Annotated in this window: 19 protein-coding genes; 10 read left to right on the forward strand and 9 right to left on the reverse strand. The window is 67.5% G+C overall.

Translation table 11 applies throughout. The features are described from left to right. Positions 1 to 18: 18 nt before the first annotated feature. The 3 genes from MCBMB27_RS26305 to nhaA all read right to left on the reverse strand — a co-directional run bounded on the left by MCBMB27_RS26305 (position 19) and on the right by nhaA (position 2,251). A complete protein-coding gene (locus MCBMB27_RS26305) occupies positions 19 to 789 on the reverse strand; it encodes a potassium channel family protein (protein ID WP_043351828.1) in 771 nt (256 codons plus the stop codon). 26 nt (positions 790 to 815) lie between these two features. After that, on the reverse strand, positions 816 to 992 hold the full coding sequence (locus MCBMB27_RS30335) for a hypothetical protein (RefSeq protein WP_164706322.1): 177 nt from the start codon (positions 990 to 992) through the stop codon (positions 816 to 818). 77 nt (positions 993 to 1,069) lie between these two features. Continuing rightward, positions 1,070 to 2,251: a Na+/H+ antiporter NhaA gene (nhaA, locus tag MCBMB27_RS26310; RefSeq protein WP_083683878.1), complete on the reverse strand. Its 1,182-nt coding sequence runs from the start codon at positions 2,249 to 2,251 to the stop codon at positions 1,070 to 1,072. Positions 2,252 to 2,964: 713 nt separating this feature from the next. Here nhaA and MCBMB27_RS29835 point away from each other — a divergent pair. From MCBMB27_RS29835 to MCBMB27_RS26325, 4 genes are all read left to right on the forward strand, one after another. Further along, entirely contained in the window at positions 2,965 to 3,108 is a 144-nt protein-coding gene (locus MCBMB27_RS29835; RefSeq protein WP_158498431.1) for a hypothetical protein, read from the forward strand. Between the two features lie 118 nt (positions 3,109 to 3,226). Further along, positions 3,227 to 4,144: an LpxL/LpxP family acyltransferase gene (locus MCBMB27_RS26315; protein ID WP_075381658.1), complete on the forward strand. Its 918-nt coding sequence runs from the start codon at positions 3,227 to 3,229 to the stop codon at positions 4,142 to 4,144. Continuing rightward, on the forward strand, positions 4,141 to 5,406 hold the full coding sequence (locus MCBMB27_RS26320) for an HlyD family secretion protein (RefSeq protein WP_075381659.1): 1,266 nt from the start codon (positions 4,141 to 4,143) through the stop codon (positions 5,404 to 5,406). The genes MCBMB27_RS26315 and MCBMB27_RS26320 overlap by 4 nt, the downstream gene beginning before the upstream one ends. A 55-nt stretch (positions 5,407 to 5,461) precedes the next feature. After that, entirely contained in the window at positions 5,462 to 7,570 is a 2,109-nt protein-coding gene (locus MCBMB27_RS26325) for a peptidase domain-containing ABC transporter (RefSeq protein WP_236952838.1), read from the forward strand. Here the strand turns inward: MCBMB27_RS26325 and MCBMB27_RS26330 are convergent. Then, positions 7,509 to 8,999, reverse strand: coding sequence for a TolC family protein (locus MCBMB27_RS26330; protein ID WP_083683742.1), 1,491 nt, complete (start codon positions 8,997 to 8,999; stop codon positions 7,509 to 7,511). The genes MCBMB27_RS26325 and MCBMB27_RS26330 overlap by 62 nt on opposite strands. Before the next feature lie 1,015 nt (positions 9,000 to 10,014). Between MCBMB27_RS26330 and MCBMB27_RS26335 the strand changes: the two genes are divergently transcribed. From MCBMB27_RS26335 to MCBMB27_RS26350, 4 genes are all read left to right on the forward strand, one after another. Next, entirely contained in the window at positions 10,015 to 10,767 is a 753-nt protein-coding gene (locus tag MCBMB27_RS26335; RefSeq protein ID WP_306307440.1) for a Crp/Fnr family transcriptional regulator, read from the forward strand. 1,260 nt (positions 10,768 to 12,027) lie between these two features. Next, the gene (locus tag MCBMB27_RS26340; RefSeq protein WP_043351821.1) at positions 12,028 to 12,288 is read left to right on the forward strand and encodes a GlsB/YeaQ/YmgE family stress response membrane protein; all 261 of its coding nucleotides are present in this window, start codon (positions 12,028 to 12,030) and stop codon (positions 12,286 to 12,288) included. A 52-nt stretch (positions 12,289 to 12,340) separates the two neighbouring features. Continuing rightward, complete coding sequence (locus tag MCBMB27_RS26345) at positions 12,341 to 13,327, forward strand: PhnA-like protein (RefSeq protein ID WP_075381661.1); 987 nt, start codon at positions 12,341 to 12,343, stop codon at positions 13,325 to 13,327. Between the two features lie 257 nt (positions 13,328 to 13,584). Next, positions 13,585 to 13,881 (forward strand): hypothetical protein, encoded by a 297-nt coding sequence (locus MCBMB27_RS26350; protein WP_075381662.1) that lies wholly within the window; start codon positions 13,585 to 13,587, stop codon positions 13,879 to 13,881. A 346-nt stretch (positions 13,882 to 14,227) separates the two neighbouring features. On the opposite strand, the gene MCBMB27_RS26355 is transcribed toward MCBMB27_RS26350, so the two are convergent. Both MCBMB27_RS26355 and MCBMB27_RS26360 read right to left on the reverse strand, forming a co-directional pair. After that, positions 14,228 to 14,497: a hypothetical protein gene (locus MCBMB27_RS26355; RefSeq protein WP_043388422.1), complete on the reverse strand. Its 270-nt coding sequence runs from the start codon at positions 14,495 to 14,497 to the stop codon at positions 14,228 to 14,230. A 2-nt stretch (positions 14,498 to 14,499) separates the two neighbouring features. Beyond that, complete coding sequence (locus tag MCBMB27_RS26360) at positions 14,500 to 15,264, reverse strand: Crp/Fnr family transcriptional regulator (protein ID WP_075381663.1); 765 nt, start codon at positions 15,262 to 15,264, stop codon at positions 14,500 to 14,502. A gap of 245 nt (positions 15,265 to 15,509) precedes the next feature. Between MCBMB27_RS26360 and MCBMB27_RS29840 the strand changes: the two genes are divergently transcribed. After that, positions 15,510 to 15,734, forward strand: coding sequence for a hypothetical protein (locus tag MCBMB27_RS29840; RefSeq protein WP_139231632.1), 225 nt, complete (start codon positions 15,510 to 15,512; stop codon positions 15,732 to 15,734). Here MCBMB27_RS29840 and MCBMB27_RS26365 read toward each other — a convergent pair. The 3 genes from MCBMB27_RS26365 to MCBMB27_RS26375 are packed head-to-tail and all read right to left on the reverse strand — an operon-like array spanning position 15,715 to position 17,097. Continuing rightward, complete coding sequence (locus MCBMB27_RS26365; protein ID WP_075381664.1) at positions 15,715 to 16,080, reverse strand: hypothetical protein; 366 nt, start codon at positions 16,078 to 16,080, stop codon at positions 15,715 to 15,717. The two genes, MCBMB27_RS29840 and MCBMB27_RS26365, sit on opposite strands and share 20 nt — an antisense overlap. 4 nt (positions 16,081 to 16,084) lie before the next feature. Then, positions 16,085 to 16,807, reverse strand: a complete 723-nt coding sequence (locus tag MCBMB27_RS26370; RefSeq protein ID WP_091955283.1) for a hypothetical protein — start codon at positions 16,805 to 16,807, stop codon at positions 16,085 to 16,087. After that, the gene (locus MCBMB27_RS26375; RefSeq protein WP_075381666.1) at positions 16,804 to 17,097 is read right to left on the reverse strand and encodes a hypothetical protein; all 294 of its coding nucleotides are present in this window, start codon (positions 17,095 to 17,097) and stop codon (positions 16,804 to 16,806) included. The genes MCBMB27_RS26370 and MCBMB27_RS26375 overlap by 4 nt, the downstream gene beginning before the upstream one ends. Positions 17,098 to 17,300: 203 nt before the next feature. On the opposite strand from MCBMB27_RS26375, the gene MCBMB27_RS26380 reads away from it, so the two are divergent. Next, a complete protein-coding gene (locus MCBMB27_RS26380; protein ID WP_043351806.1) occupies positions 17,301 to 17,483 on the forward strand; it encodes a hypothetical protein in 183 nt (60 codons plus the stop codon). The last annotated feature ends 127 nt before the right edge of the window (positions 17,484 to 17,610 follow it).

Genomic DNA, 17,610 nt, shown 5'->3' on the forward strand with positions numbered 1-17,610 from the left:
CTGACGCCCGCAGGAGCGTCAGTCGGCTCCCTCATCGGGGATGTTCAGGAGGTTGCCGCAGGCCTTGCAGTGCACCGCGTCCGGCTCATGGCGTTGCAGCCCGCAGGCGTCGCAGGGGAAGCGCACCTTGTACGGCCGGAACACCACCTGCGCGAGGCGGAAGAACAGCGTCACGCCGCAGATCATCACGAAGACCGAGAGCAGCCGGCCCGTCGGTCCCGGCAGTGTGATGTCGCCGTAGCCCGTGGTCGTCAGCGACGTGACCGTGAAGTACAGAGCGTCGATGGGCGTCTGAATGGCCGGATTGGTGTTGTGCTGCGTGGCGTAGACGATGCCCGTCATCGTGAACACGAACACCACCAAGTTGGTCGCGGCCAGGATCGCATCTTCGTTCCGGCGGAACAGTTCGCTGTCCTGCCGCAGCCGCTCCAGCAGATGATAGGTGCGCAGCAGACGGAGCGTGCGCAGGATCCGCAGGAAGCCGACGCCCTCGACGAGCACCGGGGCCAGGAACGAGGCGACGGCCACGAGGTCCGTCCAGGTGCTGAGATGTCGGAATTCGCGGAGCGGGGTGCGGCTGATGCCGAGGCGGGCGGCGAAGTCGAGTAGGACGAACACGCCCAGTGCCACATCGCAGGCGATGATCCAGGGTATCAGCGGCAGGAACGAGGTGACGATGACGAAGGCGATCGTCGCCACGTCGAACACGAGCAGGACGTAGCGGAAGCGGTGCGCGCGCCGCGTGTCCCCCTCGTACAGTTCACGCAGCGTCGCGGTCAGTGTCGTCATCGGTCGTCGGGCTACGGGGTCAGAGCTCAAGAATCCTGCATCCCCGCGTACCCGACCGCGGCTCCCTCTGCACCGCCGCCCAGCCAGGAGAGCAGCAGGAGGATCATCGCCCCGAGGAGCATGACCCCAGTGAGCGCCAGCACGAAATCGGACAGCCGGCCCTCGATGGTGCCGGGACGACGCTTTGGAAGGTGACGGCGCATGGTGCTCCACCAGGTTTCGCGGGAGATCGACGGATCGAGGCTGTCGCGCCCCGTCGCCGCGCGGCGGCGGCTTCGGCTCAGCGGTGAGACGGATGGGCCGGGGCAAACCGCAGAACCAGAGCCCCGGCGGCCATGCAGGCGAGCGACCCGAGCAGCACGCCGATCTTGGTCTCGGCTTCCAGATCCGGCTGCGTCGCAAAGGCCAGCAGGCCGATAAACAGGCTCATCGTGAAGCCGACCCCGCAGAGCACGGCGACGCCATAGACCTGAGCCCAGCTCGCACCGCGCGGGCGCTGCGCCCAGCCGAGCTTTACGGTCGCGAGCACGAAGCCGAAGACGCCGACTTGCTTGCCGAAGAACAGGCCCAGCGCCACGCCCAGCGTCACCGGGTCGAGCAGCATCGCCGGCCTGACCCCGGCGAAGGACACGCCGGCGTTGGCGAAGCCGAACACCGGCAGGATCAGGAATGCCGACCACGGGCTGACGGCATGTTCGAGGATGTGCAGCGGCGAGGTCGGGTCGTCCGGCCTGCCGACGCTCAGCCGGAGCGGCACCGTGAGGGCCAGCAGGACGCCCGCGACGGTCGCATGCACGCCCGACAGGAGCGTGAACACCCACAGCACCGCGCCGAGGGCAAGGTAGGGCCACAGGCGGCTGACGCCGGCCTTGTTCAGCCCGTACAGCGCGGCGAGCGTCGCGGCCGCACCGCCGAGCATCGGCAATGACAGGTCGGCGGTGTAGAACACGGCGATGACGATCACCGCGCCGAGGTCGTCGAGGATGGCGAGCGCGGTGAGGAACACCTTGAGCGAGACCGGCACGCGCGAGCCCAGCAGCGCCAGCACGCCGAGGGCGAAAGCGATGTCGGTGGCGGCCGGGATCGCCCAACCGCGCAGGGTCTCGGGCGTGCGCCAATTGACGGCGGCGTAGACGAGCGCCGGGAGGATCATGCCGCCGAGTGCGGCCACACCCGGCAGGATGCGGTCCGGCCACGTACGCAGCCGCCCGTCCAGCAGCTCGCGTTTGATCTCGAGGCCGACGAGCAGGAAGAACACGGCCATCAGGCCGTCGTTGATCCAGTGCAGGACCGAGAGTGGGCCGAGATGGGCCTTGAGCCCCGCGAAATAGACGTCGGCCAGCGGCGAGTTGGCGACGACCAAGGCCAGCGCAGCGCTCGCCATAAGGACGAGGCCGCCACCCGCTCCGCTCGTGAGCAGGCCGCGCAGGGACGACCGGGGACGATAGGTGAGTGTCGGCACGCGCACAGGCCTTCCGCCGCTGGCGGCCCGACCAACGCTGAAGCCTGCCGATCCGACCTTCGGATCATGCACCCGGGTTGGGATATCTCACCGATGAGCGTTGCCGGCAACCACCCTCCGTGTCGCTGTACAAGGGGCCGGCGGAGCACGGTTCACCAGCACGCGATGGCGAGCTGGCTCATCGCACCTGAGCGCCCCGGGAAGCCGCCGGTTGGTCGGGCACCCGGCCCGATCGGCTGCGAAGGCGGAGCCCGTGGCCGCCTCAGGGTGGATCTTCGGATCCGCAGGATGGTCGAGATGGGTGCTCAGGCCGCTCGAAGCTGCCGCAGCGCTGCGATCCCTTCGCGTGCGACCGCCTCGACGGTGGTGGCCGTGGCCGGTCGGCGTTCGGCGTGACGGGCTTGAACGCCACCGGTCCGGTGGCTGCACTGCGTCTGTGCACCGGGCAGAATGCGGAGCCCGACACCTCTGGAGGCTTCGCGCTTCGCCGCGTCCTGGGCCGCACAGGTATTCATGGCCGCGGGGCACGGATCGACGATCCCGGGCCACAGCCGGTTCCACGGAGGAGGCGGACCTTACGCCGAACAGCGCAGGCCTTAACACTTACGCAAGCGATCCGATGCAACTACTGAGTGGTATAGACTCCGAGCCACCACAACTATAAGTGAGTCGGAGGCGACGACGACGTCGCTGGTTAACGAGGCCTGAGAATCATGAAGAAACTCGACCTGAAGACCTTGAAGACTGTGTCCGGCGGTCATGGCTCCCAGCAGGGCCTTGCTGTCGGCTTGAATCTCGGCGGCCTCAGCGTCGGCGTTGGACTTGGGCTCGGATCGTCCTCCGGCAAGTCTCGCTGATCCAAGCGACCGGCGCGCGGGGCTCCGTCCCGCGCGCCGGCACACAGGCAGCCTAACATCGATCGTTCCGCGGCGGCTCCCGCGCCGGTCAGTCAGCGACTTCCAGGGGCGTCGGGCAATGGAGCCGATCTCGGGTGTCTCCAGGAAGGCGGCGCTCATCGCCGGACTGCCGCTCCCCCTGCGCCGCCTGGCTTTGCGAACCGTGTTCCGCGTATACGCAGCGGTCGGCCGCAGCCCGCGTTCCGGCCTCGCGGACCGGTTCGAGCGCGTGCTCCGTCTGCCGCGGCGGGAGGCTCGACGCCTCGACCGCGAGGCGGCCTTCCATGACGCGCTGGCCGAGCTGGAATGGCTCGCGCTCCTGACCCGCAGCCGGGCCGCGATCCAGCGGGACCTCGCCCATGTGGTGACCCAGTCGCCCGAGGTCCTGAGGCGGATCGCGGCGAGCGGTGAGCCGGTCATTCTCGCGCCCCTGCACATGGGTCCCTACGTGATCGGGCTCCTCAGCATCCTGGTCACCTTCTTCCCCGGCCGCTCCGTGCTGATCCTGAGACGCCGGGACGACAGGCCGCTGGAGACCCGGGTGATGGAACGCATCACCGAGTTTGGGATGCCGGTGCGCTTCCTCACCGTCACGGATCGGGCCGGCTATCTCCCTGCCATTCGCTATGCCCGACGGGGCGCGGTCATCGTCGTGTTCGCCGATCTACCGCCGCGCTACGGCAAGCCGGCCCCGATGCCGATCTTCGGCCTACCGACCGCGTTCGCCTTCGGCATCGACAGCTTGGCGCACCTGACCGGCGCGACGGTGGTGCCCTTGGCGATCGGCGCCGAGGCGGGCGGTGCGGTTGTGGTGCCGCGCTATCCCTTCGCCGTGCAGGCAAACGATGCGCTCGAACGCGGGCGCGTCGCGGACCTGATGCGCCGGCATATCGAGACGACGATCCGGGAACGTCCCGCACAATGGCACTTCTGGCCGTCGCTCCAGGAGTACCTGGCGGCCGAGGATCCCCTGATGCCCATCGAGAGGGCCGCGTGAGCGACACCCTCGCCGCGCCCGGACGGACGCAACTCGGCTTTCTGCAGCGCCGGACGGGTGCCCTCCACCTCCATCGTGATCGTGGCGCCTCGGCCATGGCGTGGTTCTTCGGCCTGATGATCGTGCTGGTGATCAGCGCCCTCTTCTTCGGCCGTTTCGCGCGAACCGAGTCCGTGCGGGGCTATGTCTCGGCGGTCTCCGGGATGTCGCGTCTGGATGCCCGCGCACCCGGCATCGTCGCGACGATCGACGTGCGCCAGGGCGAGACGGTGCGGCGCGGCCAGCGGCTGATGCAGGTGAAGCTGCGCGAGCCGACGGTGGGCGGCGTCTCCACGGTCGCGGCGGATCTGACGAGCCTGACCGAGCGCCGGGCCGTCCTGGAGCGTGAACGCGACCGCCTGACGACCTTCCTCGCGCGGGCCGACCGGGAGACAGCGGAGATCGACGCCAATGTCGAGGCCGTGAGCGCGGCCTTCGCGCAACAGGAGACGATTCTGCGCATGGGCCTCCGGGAGCAGGGGGCAATCGTAGCGCGCGTCCAGACCTATCTCGACCAAGGTTACGCCACCCGAGACGCGCTCAATCTGCAACGCCGGACACTCCTCGATTACGGACGGCAGATGGCCGAGTTGCAGGCCCGGCGCGCCGAGCTGCGGCAACAGGCGGACGAACGCAAACGCACCCACCGCTTCGGCTTGGCCGAGAAGAATGGACAGCTCGCCGCCGTGCGCAACGAGCTGAGCGGAATCGTGGCTCGGATCGCCGGGCAGGCGGCGCAATCCCAACTCGACATCGTCGCCCCGGTCGATGGGCAGGTTGCCGGCCTGTTCGTGGAGACGGGCGCGTCCGTGGCGGCCGATCAGGTTCTTGCCGTCGTCGGCGACATCCGCGCCGACCCGGTGATCGTGCTCGGCGTGCCCGCGCGAGCGGTCGGCCTCGCCAAGGTCGGACAGAGGGTGGTGCTCAAATACGATGCCTTCCCGTTCAAGACCTTCGGCATCGGCCACGGGACCATCACGTCGATCTCGGAATCGCCCCTGCGTCCGGCTGCCGACCTGCCGCCTGCCCAGGACGCGCGGGAATCGAACCGGCAATCCACCTACCGGATCGAGGTCCTCCCGGAATCCCGCACCATCCGCGCCTACGGCATCGACGAGCCGATCCGGATCGGTTCGACCCTGAGCGCCGACATCGTCGTGGAGCGGCGGCGGCTGATCGACTGGGTGCTCGATCCGATCCGGGCCATGCGCGGCAGGGGCTGACATCATGACGGGTTGGCTGAGCCGTATCCTGGCGCGGCGGCGCAGGATCCGCTGGATGGCCCAGAGCGAGGCCAAGGAATGTGGCCTCGCGTGCTTGGCGATGGTGGCCAATTACCACCGGCACCAGATCGACCTGAGCTACCTGCGTGCGCTTTTCCCTCTGTCGCAGTCCGGCATGTCCCTCGCCGACATCGTCGAGGTCGCCGACGGGCTGGGATTCGATGCCAACGGCTTCGCGCTTTCGAATGTCGGCGAGTTGTCCGGGGTGGCGCTCCCGGCGATCCTGCACTGGAATGGCAACCACTTCGTCGTCCTGGAGCGCATCGGGCGCGACGGCTACCGGATCCAGGACCCTGAATTCGGGCTGCGGATCTACGACCGCGCCGATATGGAACGCCTCTTCTCCGGGGTGGTCCTCGAATTCCAACCGCGCATGGATTTTGCGCGCCTGACGGCCGAACGCCGCCTCGGCTTCATGGAGGTGTTCCGCGCGACCCGGGGGCTCGGCGGCACCGTCTGGCAGATCTGCCTGATCTCGCTCGCCATCGCCCTGCTGGGCCTCGGCATGCCGATCCTCCTGGAGATCGCCCTCGACGTGGTCATCCCGCAGGTCGATCTCGATCTGCTGCGCGTGCTCGCCATCGGGCTGGCGGCGATGATGGCCTTCGAGGCCGTGGGCCGCTGGCTGCGGGACGCCATCGTGCTGCGCTCATCGACGCTGATGCAGTTGCAGTTCACGCGCAACGTCGTGGGGCACGCCTTCCGGCTGCCACTCGGCTATTTCGAGCGGCGCCATCCCGGGGATTTCGTCGTGCGGGTCGATTCCATCGACCACATCAAGACCTTCCTGGTCGGCGGTCTCGTCACCGCCATCGCGGACACGCTCACGTCCGTGCTGCTCGTCGGCCTGATGTACTACTACGCGCCACTCATGGCCGGCTTGACCCTGCTGACTCTCGCGGCCGTTCTGCTGGTCCGGGCCGTGACGTTTCCGGCCCTGAACCGGTACACCGCGACCTCCCTGGAGGCCCGCTCCGAGGAGCAGGGTCGGCTCTTGGACGGTCTGCGCCGGGTCGACACCCTGAAGGCCCATAACGCCGCGGACCTGTTCGCGATGCGATGGTTCGAAAGCTTCGCGCGCTTCGCCAACACGGATTTCCGCGCCCGCCACGCGACCATCGATGCCGAACTCTTCATGCATCTCGTCATCGCGACGAGCACCGTGACGACGCTGTACATGGGTGTGACCGGCGTCATCGGGAACACCCTGACGATCGGCTCGCTCTACGCCTTCTTCGCCCTGCGCGGCGACTTCTTCGAACGGGTGAACCGGCTGACGGTCAACCTGATGCATCTCTCGGTGATGCGGGTTCATTTCCAGCGGCTGGACGATCTCGTCGGCCAGGAGGCGGAGCCGGGCGCGGACGATGTCTGCATCCACCGGAAAGTGCGCCGGACGGTGGCGCTCGAAGGCGTCCGCGTGCAATTCGGCCGGTCGGATGCCCCGCTTTTACGCGACGTCGACCTGACGATCGACGTCGCGGCTGGCGAGAGCATCGCGATCGTGGGTGCCTCCGGCTCGGGCAAATCGTCCCTGCTCAAGATCCTGGCGAGCCTCCACGAGCCGGCGGCGGGCCGTCTCAGTGTGGACGGAGCCGCGCTGCAGCAATTCGGGCGGCGGGAATTCCGGGCCAATCTCGGCGTTGTCTTCGCCGACGATGGCGTGTTCGCCGGGACCGTGGCCGACAATCTCGCCTTGTTCGACCCGTCCGTCACGCGGGCGCAGATGGAGCGGGCCCTCGATCAGGTCGGCCTGCGCGAGGCGGTCGAAGCTTTGCCCCAAGATTTCGCCACCCTGATCGCGGAGGAGAGCGGCCTGCTGTCGACCGGCCAGCGGCGGCGTCTGCTCATCGCCCGGGCCCTGTGCCGGCAGCCGCGCCTCCTGCTCCTCGACGAGGTGACCGCCAACCTCGACCCGGACACCGAGCGGTCGCTGATCGACAGTCTGCGGCGTGTGGAGGCCGCAAAGGTCTATGTCACCCACAGCCGGCAGGTCCTCGCCGGTGTCGATCGGGTGCTGCGGATCCGCGATGGGCGCCTCGTCACGGAGCGTCAGCTGGATCGATCCGCGACAGACGCAGCACCGGTTCCGGAGCCGGCTTGAGCTCCGTGTGGCTTCCCCGCAGCGGGGGGACGCCGGATCGGACCAGCGGCGATTCCGCAACCCGAGACGCGGCCCGCGGCAGCACCCGCGCCCGTTTGCCGACGGCGCCCGGATGGTCGACGTCGAGCAAGCCGGCGGCGGCTGCGAGCGCGAGCGACAGGGCGTCCCGCTCCGCCGCGACGGCCGCCGCGCCGGCCTCCGCGTCACCCAGCTCGGCCCGGAGGTTCAGCGCGTCGAAGATCGTCCGAAAGCCGGCGACACGCTCAATCTCCATGCCCTTGACGGACTGACGCAGGGCAACCACCCGGGCGTAAAGCCGCGCCGCCTGCTCGGCGACGGTTTTGTGCCGGAGGAAGTCGACGCGCGCCGTGCTGAGCGTCGTGCGCTCGATATCCTGGACCTCATAGCCCCGCTGGCGCGCCGCCGCGGAAGCCTCCGCGACGCGCGGGAATGCGCCGGGCTCGTAGAGGGGGATCCGGGCGAGCAGGCGCGTCGTGGTGTCGGTGATCCGATCCAGGGCTGCGCTGTAGCCGAATTGAGAGATCCGCGAGACCTGCAGATTCACGCTCGGCAGCAGATCGGCGGTCACGGCGTCGGCCCGCGCCGCATCCGACTGTACGCCGAGGCGCGCCGCGATCAGCCCTGGATTGTTGGTGCGGACGAGCGCCTCGTAGGCTTCCGGCGTGCGGGGCAGCGTCCCGGGCAGGCGCGGCGGGGCAACCCGCTCTGGATCCATCCCGGTGAGACGGATCACGGTCGCCCGGGACGCCGCGAGATCCGAGCGCGCCCGCTCGCGCTCAGCCTCCGCCGCCTGGAGCCGGGATCGGGCCAGCGCGGCATCGGTGCGCGTCGCGTCCCCGACCGCGAGCTGGCGCTCCGTGGCGTCGAGGATCCGGCCGATCGCTGCGCATTGGGCATCCCTGAATTCCAGGATCTGCGTGTCCCGCATGACCGATAGGACGGCGATCGCCGCGTCGAGGAGCACCTGCTGACGCTTCCCCGCGACGAGGGCGCGTCCGGCATCCGTCTGTGCATCGACGGCACGGAGCGTGTTCAGTCGTCGAAACCCGTCGAAAAGCGGCAAGTCGGCCACGAGTCCGAGTTGGTAGGGCGCGGCGCGCGGCGTCACGTCGAGGCCCACGACCGTCGGAGCGATCTCGGGGCTGTAGCGGATCCGGCTGCTCAGCGGCGCGTCGGCCAGCACTGCGACGGTCGGCATGAAGGCGTCCTTCGCGCCCCGGAGCCGCGCCTCGGCACCCTCCTGCCGTGCATTCTCCGCTCGGAGGGTAAAGCTTTCCACGAGCGCGGCCGCGGCTGAATCGAGCTTTTCACCACCGACAGCCGGTCGCGTCACAGGGATGACGAGAAGTCCGATCGTCATCGCAGCAGCCGCGACTCGGGATCTCCGAGCCGGCATCCACGTCCCCATCGCTTACGACACATTCGAAGCCACTGCGCATCGCGGAGTCGCCTGGGCCAGATCCATTCGCGTCGCCTGCCCGCCACCGATGTTGTGGCAAAGAAAATATTAACTACAACTTAAAGGTGCGAGAATTGCGGAGGTTCAGGCTGGGGTTCCCCCCTCGGATTTCCGGCGGCAGCGTACACGGCGAGCGAGCGGACGTCGAAGCGGCCGATGCCTGACATTTCCAATCCGGACCGACGCGCAGGCCCCGGAAGCGGTTACAACCTGTGTTTGGGTGCCATGCCCCGGCATGATGAAGCTTCCACCCGAAGCGCGGAGGGTTGCCCGTCCAATCGTGTCCCCCGGCAGGAAGCCGCCCCGAACGTACTGGTCGAGCTCTAATGGCCAGCCAACGCGCATATCGAGGCGCATGCCACCGCTATCGCCGCCGGGGAGGTCGATGCGTTCCTCGGCCGCGACCTTCTGGTCGGTCGTCCCGGAGCGACGACCTTCTCCTTGGTCGTCGTGCCGGAGGGGAGCGGCCGCCTCGTCGCCAGAGGCCTGTGCCGCCGGACGAGGTGAGGGCAGAGACCCCGGTGCTGTCTGCCGGCAGCGGCGCCGCCGCGCGTTGGCGAGATCACGTCGATCGGACTCTGGCCGCGTAGGCAGGCGAGTCACCCCGTGAGCTTCTGATCCTGATCTGGATCGTCGAGGTCCTGCGCAGGCGTGGACAACGCATCAGACGGATCTACCGACACGGATCGATGACCGGCAGCAGGCAGCGCGTCAGGCTCCGCACGGCCAGCGCGACAAGACAAGACGCCGGGTGCCGGCGAGCATCCGGAAGCGCCTTCATCACTTCAAGGGCCAAGTTCTCGACGACTGGTCCCGCCACGCGGCTGGCTCCGGCGACGTGACGCGGGCCTCGCGATCGACCGCCGGACGCGGAAAAATATCCGTCCTATGAAGGAGCGGGTGTCTGATAATGGACCTAAGGTACTATGTTGCCCTTTGCCACCGTGGCCCGATGCAAGATGCCTTGATCCGCAAGCTTGAGAGCTTCGAGGACCTCACCGACGGCGATCGAGCTGCGCTGAGAGCCCTCGTTCCCCGCGTGCGCCAAGTGCCCGCACGTACGGACCTCATCGAGGAAGGCCATGTTCCCGAGCGGATTCATCTCATCCTTGACGGCTATGCCTGCCGTTACAAGGTCTTGCCGGACGGTCAGCGCCAGATCATGGCCTACTTGGTGCCGGGCGACTTCTGTGACCTGAACGTCTTCATCCTCGATCAGATGGACCATGCCATCGGCACGATCTCCCCTTGCCAAGTGGTCGAGATCTCCCGGAACGCCATCGAGGAGGTTACGGCGCATTACCCTCAGGTGACCCGCGCGTTATGGTGGTGTGCCCTCGTGGACGAGGCGATCCTGCGCGAGTGGCTGGTCAACATCGGCAGCCGGCAGGCCCATCAGCGGATCGCACATCTGTTCTGCGAGCTGTTGTTGCGCTTGGAAGCCGTCGGGCGCGTCAGCGACAACAGTTACGCGTTCCCGTTCACACAGACCGACATCGCGGACACGATGGGCCTGTCGGACGTGCACGTGAGCCGCACGCTGAGGGAGTTGCGTCGACTTCAATTCATCACGCTGAAGCGCCGGGTCCTGACGATCTTGGACGTTGAGCAACTCAAGGCGTATTGCGGATTCAACCCAAATTATCTGCACCTCAGAAACACGCGGTGGAGCGCCCGCCGGCAGGTGCCGTGGCTGAGCAGCAGCCACGGAGCGTAGCGGTTGCGGGCCTGGAGGGCGTCCGAGATCCTGGGCGCTCCAGCGGATCTCCGCCGACACCGGGCTCTGATCACGAAGGCATGCCGGCAGTCGCGAGCGGGCTTCGGGTAATCGTTATCACGCATCTCGTCGCGCTGAAGGACCCGGCGAATGAAATAGGCCTTTCATCGCTTAATTCGGCCTCTGAGCCGACATACGCGCGCCAGCACCCTATACTGTCGAAGGCACAGCGCCTTTGATACGCGAATTTGTACGTGGAATACGCATAAGGTTTGCAGACTCAGGGCGCAACACCATCGCGAGGCGCTATATGGACCTTTATCTACATCTACAGAAGCAGGATCGTCAAATTGACGATCCTGGGTTGCGTCGGTGTAGCGATCGGCACGCCGTTCTCGCCGGGACCTGGCGAGTCTGACAACCAATTCCAAAAACTGATTTACGGCTCCACGTCAAAGACTTGCGCACAATTGGAGCGCCGGCGCGATTCATCCACGTTTCGCGGATGTCACCAAAGGGCGTCCTGACCCGTCGTATCGGCCATGCACCTCATGGCGGCTTGGCGTAGGAGGATGGCGCTGCCGTCCGTGCATCACGGCTTTCGACCTTTCGGTCGCAGGGTTGGCGCCGGAGCACTCCGACACGCCGAAACGAAGGGCGACCAGGGCCAGAGCTCGGCAGCTCGGGAGGGTACCCAGCCCGTAGCGCCCGCAAGAACGCGGCTCGGGTTCTGGTCCGACACCGTGCGCAGCCACATCGCGCGCAGGTACGGTGTGACCGGCGTCAAACGAAACGGCGTCGGCGCTCTATACGCCGTGAGACGCCGGACCGAACAAAATCATTCATTTGATAGATTTGTAAAAATTCTGAGACTAAAACAACAAGCGCAAATCACTCAAGCTGGATCCCGAAGTTTTTAAATATAACTTCGGAACATCTCGCCAGGCGCGGTCATTAAACAGGAATACCCCGCTCGATTTTGGCATCTCGGTGGCGGCCCAGCCGGCAACCGAGGTGAGAAAGTTCTGTCGCGTAATCACGCCGTGACCTGATCGCGCTGGCTGTCGGCACGATCAGCGGGGACATCCAGCCGGGAGCCGCGGCCCCGATCGAGGCGCGGTGCGCCGGGACGGAGACGACCCCGAGACAGGCTCACCGTCCTGCACGAGGCGGTCGGCCTCGCAGCGCGTCGAACGCCTGCCCCCATCGGCGCCGCTCCGGTGCCGGAACCCTGAAACGCGCCGCGAACCGGAGACGTTCATGTCCCTCCTTGCCTGGATCATCCTCGGCCTGATCGCCGGCTTCATCGGCAGCAAGATCGTCAACAACACCGGCCAGGGTGTGCTCGTCGATATCTTGCTCGGCGTCATCGGTGCCGTGGTCGGCGGATTCCTGTTCGAGCAGTTCGGGCAACCCGGCGTTTCGGGCCTCAACCTCTACAGCCTGCTCGTCGCGGTCGTCGGGGCCGTGGTCGTGCTGTGGCTCTACCACGCCCTCGTGCGACGCGGCCGGATCGTCTGATCCGCTTCAGCCGCCCGTTCCCTCGCAAATCACAGATCCCGGAGAAACCACAATGGCTACCGTCACCGATACCACCGTCGCGGCGACCGGCCGTGCCATCCCGGACCGGCCCGTGCTCGACCGTGGCCCGCCTCAGGGCAGCGCCGTCACACCGTCCGAAGACATCCGCACGATGATGCTGCACTCGGTCTCGTGGGGGGCGGTCCTCGCCGGCGCCACGGTCGGGCTGATCGCCCAGGTCATCCTGAACATGCTCGGCCTCGGCATCGGCCTGTCGACGGTGGATCCCCTCGGCGACGGCACCCCGGCGGCGAGCGCGATCGGCATCGGAGCGGGTCTCTGGTTCGTCGTCTCCGGCGTCCTCGCCGCGGTGGCGGGTGGCGCCCTGGCCGGCCGGCTTTCGGGCAAGCCGTCGGCCGCAACCGCCGGGTATCACGGCCTTCTCGCCTGGGCGGTCTCAACCCTCGTCGTGCTGTACATGCTCTCGTCGGCGGCGAGCGGCCTCGTCGGCGGCGCCCTCGGTACGGCTTCGACGGCCATCGGTGGGATGAGCAACGCCGCGGGCGGATCCGTCTCGACCCTGGCGCAGGCGGCCGCCCCGTCGCTGACGAGGGTCACCGATCCGTTCTCGGAAATCGAAGCCGGCGTCCGCAGCAACACCGGCTCCGATCCGGCCGCGCTGAAGGACGCTGCGGTGACCGCGATGCGCGCCGCCGTCTCGGGTGACGGCGCCCAGCAGGCCGCCGCCCAGGAGAAGGCGGCCGTCGCCCTCGCCAAGGCACAGAACATCCCGGTCGAGCAGGCCCGGACCCAGGTCGGCCAATACACCCAGCAGTTCAAGGAAACCCTCGCTTCGGCCAAAGAGCAGTCGAAGCAGATCGCCGACGCCGCGGCCCGCCGGGTGTCCCAGGGGGCGCTGTTCGGGGCCCTTGCCCTGATCTTCGGAGCGCTGGCCGCCTTCTTCGCCGGCCGCAGCGCCGCCGTCGATCGGACAGACGGCCGAGCGGCAGGTCAGCCGCTGACGCCGCGCCGCGCATGAGCACCGACGGTCGAGGCCAACCGCGCCTCGACCGGCCTTTCACGTCCCGGACCCGAGCCGAACCGGTAACGGCCCTGGGCGTCCCAGGTCAGACCTCTCCGGCACCGCCCGGCGGCGTGACCGAGCTCCATCTCGCCATCCTGCTCGCGACGGCCTCATGCAAGCCGCTCGGCGCGCGGGCCGAGACGCCATCCCCCCGTGCGCCACGGCATCCCAGCCGCGGATCCACCGCCCGCCAACCTCTCAAGGAGTCCACCATGAAGACCGTCTCCACACTAACCGGCTCAATCGCCGCACTGCTCCTCTCAGCCGGCCTCGCCGCGGCTGCCCCGTGCACGACCGGGACCACCACGAACAGCACGAGTCACCAAGCCGGCGATGCCTCGTCGAACGTCGATGGTGGCTCGACCGCGAATGTGACACCGGGCGCCAAGGCCGAATCCCCCGGCACGGTCGGCGCGATGAACAACGTGGGCGCGCAAGCGAAGCCATCCGCGAACCAGGCCAAGGCGCCGGAGGGCAAGGTGATCAAGCCCGGCGACGACGATTGCTGAGTACGGGACCACGGCACCCCGTTTTCGCCTGGGCGACGCCCGCGGAGGAGCGCGCGTCGCCCAGGTTCGTGAATTCCTGGGCTCGGCATATCCAGGGAACCTGCGAGACCCTCGCCACCCCCAGCGCAGACGCTGGGCGCGCGAGGAGGGGGGCCGGCTCTGGCCTCGCCGTCCGCACCCTCGTAGCGGTTTTTGGGGATACCGATGCCGCTGCACCGACGTGGCGCCGGCCAATCTCGACACCGGACCTGCTAGTCCCGGTCGTCTAGCGGCCGGCTCGGATCGTGGCCGGCGCGACTGCCGTCATCCTGTCCGCGGGATCGCCAAGGCTAGGCGGCGGTGAGCGTCACCGGTTCAGATGATGACGCACCCAGCGCGTGGCGTGGTCGAGGGTGGGGAAGGCATCCACCCGCACGCCCTGGAGCGGTCCGAACCCCGCCTCCAGGAACCAATAGCCCGGATGCGCATGCTCGGGTGCATCGAGGCGCACCAGCACGCCAACCAGCAGGCCGTTGGCGATTATCAGCATGCCGTCGCGGTCAAGGCTGCCGGTGTCCACCGCGATCGGCTGAAGCTTTAGCACGAGCAGCGTCTCGACGTTGCCCCGCCTGGCCATTCCTATCCTCCTTCGGCGCGGCCGGGCCAACTCAGGTCACGCCGCTCGCCCCAGCGCGTGTTGCGCAGGTGCAGGTAGTTCGGCGTGAAGTCGCAGAAGGCCTTGAGCCGCTCGACGTGGAGGATGGTCAGCACCCGCTGCTTGAGATGGATCAGGCCGAGGGCGCGCAGATCGCCCAATGTCCGGTTCACGTGCACGTCGGACAGGCCCATTGTCTCGGCAATCTCGGTCTGCGTGAGCGGGAACGCGTAGCTGTTGTCGGTGACCCGTCCCACCGCCTCCAGGCGCATCAGAAGTTCGCAGAAGAGATGCGCGATGCGCGGAGCCGGAAGGCGCCCGCCGATATTGACGAGCCACTCGCGCAGGACGGCGCCGTCGACCAGCGAGCACCACCAGAAGGCGCGCGCGATGCTCGCGTGGTGCGTCGCGGTCTCATCGATCGCCTGGCGCGGGATGTCCACGACCTGGCACGTCGAGATCGTGCCGATGGCATGGTCCATCTCGTCGAGGATGAAGACGTTCAGGTCGCAGAAGTCGCCCGGCACGAGCAGGGCCATGATCTGGCGCTGGCCGTCCGGCAGGACCTTGTAGCGGCACGCGAAGCCGTCGAGGATGAGGAGGACGTTCTCGGGCTTGTCGCCCTCCTGAATCAGATCCTGGCGAGCCCCGACCTGCCGGACCTTGATCACCAAACCGTTCAGGGCCCAACGGGCCTGATCGGAGAGGGGCTCGAAACTCTCGAGCTTGCGTGTCAACGCATGCTGCATCGGACCGCCCTCCCAAGTGAGCGGACGGCGCGACCGTCGGGGCGCGGCCCATGGGAGAAACGCGCTGCCCGGTCTGAGTGATCCCCGGCGAAGATCGGAAGTTCGAACCCGGACCTTTGCGCCCAAAGCGGCGAGGGCCGGCCAGATCGAAAAGAAGCCCCGCGGCCCGGAGGGGGCTGCAGGGCCTGAGTGGGTTCGGGTCGGAAGAAGCCGTGCGGGCGATGAGGAAGCAAGGAACGCTCGCGGTGTTCGCTGCACTCACGTCACCGGGCAACAGCCAGATGCTTGTGCCAGGAATCGTGGAGACCCATTCGGTCAAAAAGCAGGATTGCGCGAGATTTTTCGATTTCAGCGCACTCTATTGGTGGTTTGATCCAAAAGTAATAGCTCTTGTGATCGCGTTAGCGATGATCCGGCTGACGCCGATGACCGGGATCGGACCTTGCGCCCTCAACCCCACAAGGCGCTGAAGGTGCGTTCGAAATCCCCGATCAAGGTCCGGTTGCAGAAGCGGTGCAGGACGGGGCCGTCCGTCGTTCCCTCGCGCATCTCGATGGACTCGGTGTTCTGGTCGTAGGCGAAGGTCAGATGGCGGCCGCCGAGGGTGGTCGACAGGATGGCTTTAGCGCCCCCCGCGTCCTGCATCATCTCGGTCGATCCCGGCGCGGCGCGCCACATGATCCCGCCGAGCAGCGCCAGGGTGACCGCCTTCATCTGCAGGTCCTCGCCTTCGGATTGCGCGATGACGCGCACCGCGTAGCGCCGCACGGCGTCGAGGTCAGTCGTTTCGGACCGGACCGGAGCGAACAGGGCCATCGGCTTATTCCCGTCTCGTCGTGATCTCGGTTGCACCGGTCGCGGTGGCGGAATAGCCGCCCCACCCTTCTGTCGAGACGGGCGACGTGCCGCCCCAGCCCTCTGCACCCCACGTCGCGAGGCGCAGCGTCGTATCGACCGAGCCAAGGTCCTTCAGGATGCCCATGACGCGGTCACGCTGAGCGTCCGCGACCACGAGGTTCAGCATCGCCGCGCCCAACCTCAGCTGCGCGCAGCAGGCGTCCAGCGCCTCAGGAGGCACGCCACACGTCTCGAGCCGATCCCGGAGGGCCTGGCCCCCGCCGGTATCCGGCGCGTCCGCCTCGGCATGGTCGGCATCCGGATCGGGAGGATCGACCACGAGCCGGATCGCCTGCTCGGGGATGCCGGCCGCGACGAGCGTGGCTGTCGCGGCCTGTGCCTTTCTCCGGCTCTCATAGAGCGCGAAAATTCCCAGCCTCGCGGTCGCACCTTCCCGCGAGGGGAGGGGCTCCTCCGGCTGAGCGGCCGAATGGCCCTCGGACGCGATCTCAGTCCGCGCCGCGGCGATGAACGCGGCCTGCTGGTCCACGCTCAGCGCGAAACCGGCGCTCATCGTGGATGCCGCCATAGGATCAGGATCCGACCACATCCGGTCGCCCGGCCCGTTGTCGAGGAAGTTACGCTGCGCGCGTTCGAGCACCGCAGCCTCGACCGGATCGTCGTTCGCCTTCTCAGCCGCGGTCATGGATTGACGCTGCGCAGGGCAGGCTGCGGGTACGCCGGATTCCCGCCCGGCACGCCCGTGCTGTTGGCCGATGACGGAGTGTCGGCTTTGCCGGATTCGGAGCCGGTGATCTGCTTGCGCGAGGCCGCTTGGCTTTGACTGGCATAGTCCGGCGGTGCGGTCGCCCCCTGCCAGATCATCAGCCCCGCCAGGGACGTCAGCACCAGGCCGACACTGACGATCAGGACGTAGAGGGCGGGCCGACCGCGCTTGCCCTGGCGGCTGTCCTGTCCGGAAATATTGTCTGACACACGTGAACCTCGCTGGCTCGAATCTGTCGAGCCTGGGCGAACAACGTGCGATGTATGACCGAAGTTCTAGCCGTGTGACGTTATGAGCCTGTTATTTCAAGTATTTACTGCATAAGATGTCAAATGATCATTATCGGGTATTCATTTGACCTCATACTGCGGAGAGGCCTCCGTCGTGATGGCCGGAACCGGAGGATCGAACCATGTCGCTCATGATGTCCGTCGCCCTGGCCGTGGCAGCCGCCGGGGGCGCCCTATCCCTGGTGACGGATTCCGGCGCTTCGGTCTCCGAGCAGGTCGCGGGTTCGAATCTCGCCTTCTTCGGAGGCATCGGCGCTGTGGCGCTCGGCGGATCGGCCGCGTTGGTCTCGATGGTGACCGGTTGACGCTCGCGCCGATGCCGCGCGCCGGGCGGACCCGGTCTGCGCGGCCGGCTTCGGTCGCCCGACACGCACAAGAGGGCCGCCCGCCCGTGTCTCGGGGAACAGGCGCGGCGGTGCGGCCGCCGCGCCC

Origin of the sequence: Methylobacterium phyllosphaerae, from assembly GCF_001936175.1 — a bacterium.
Classification (GTDB): domain Bacteria; phylum Pseudomonadota; class Alphaproteobacteria; order Rhizobiales; family Beijerinckiaceae; genus Methylobacterium; species Methylobacterium fujisawaense.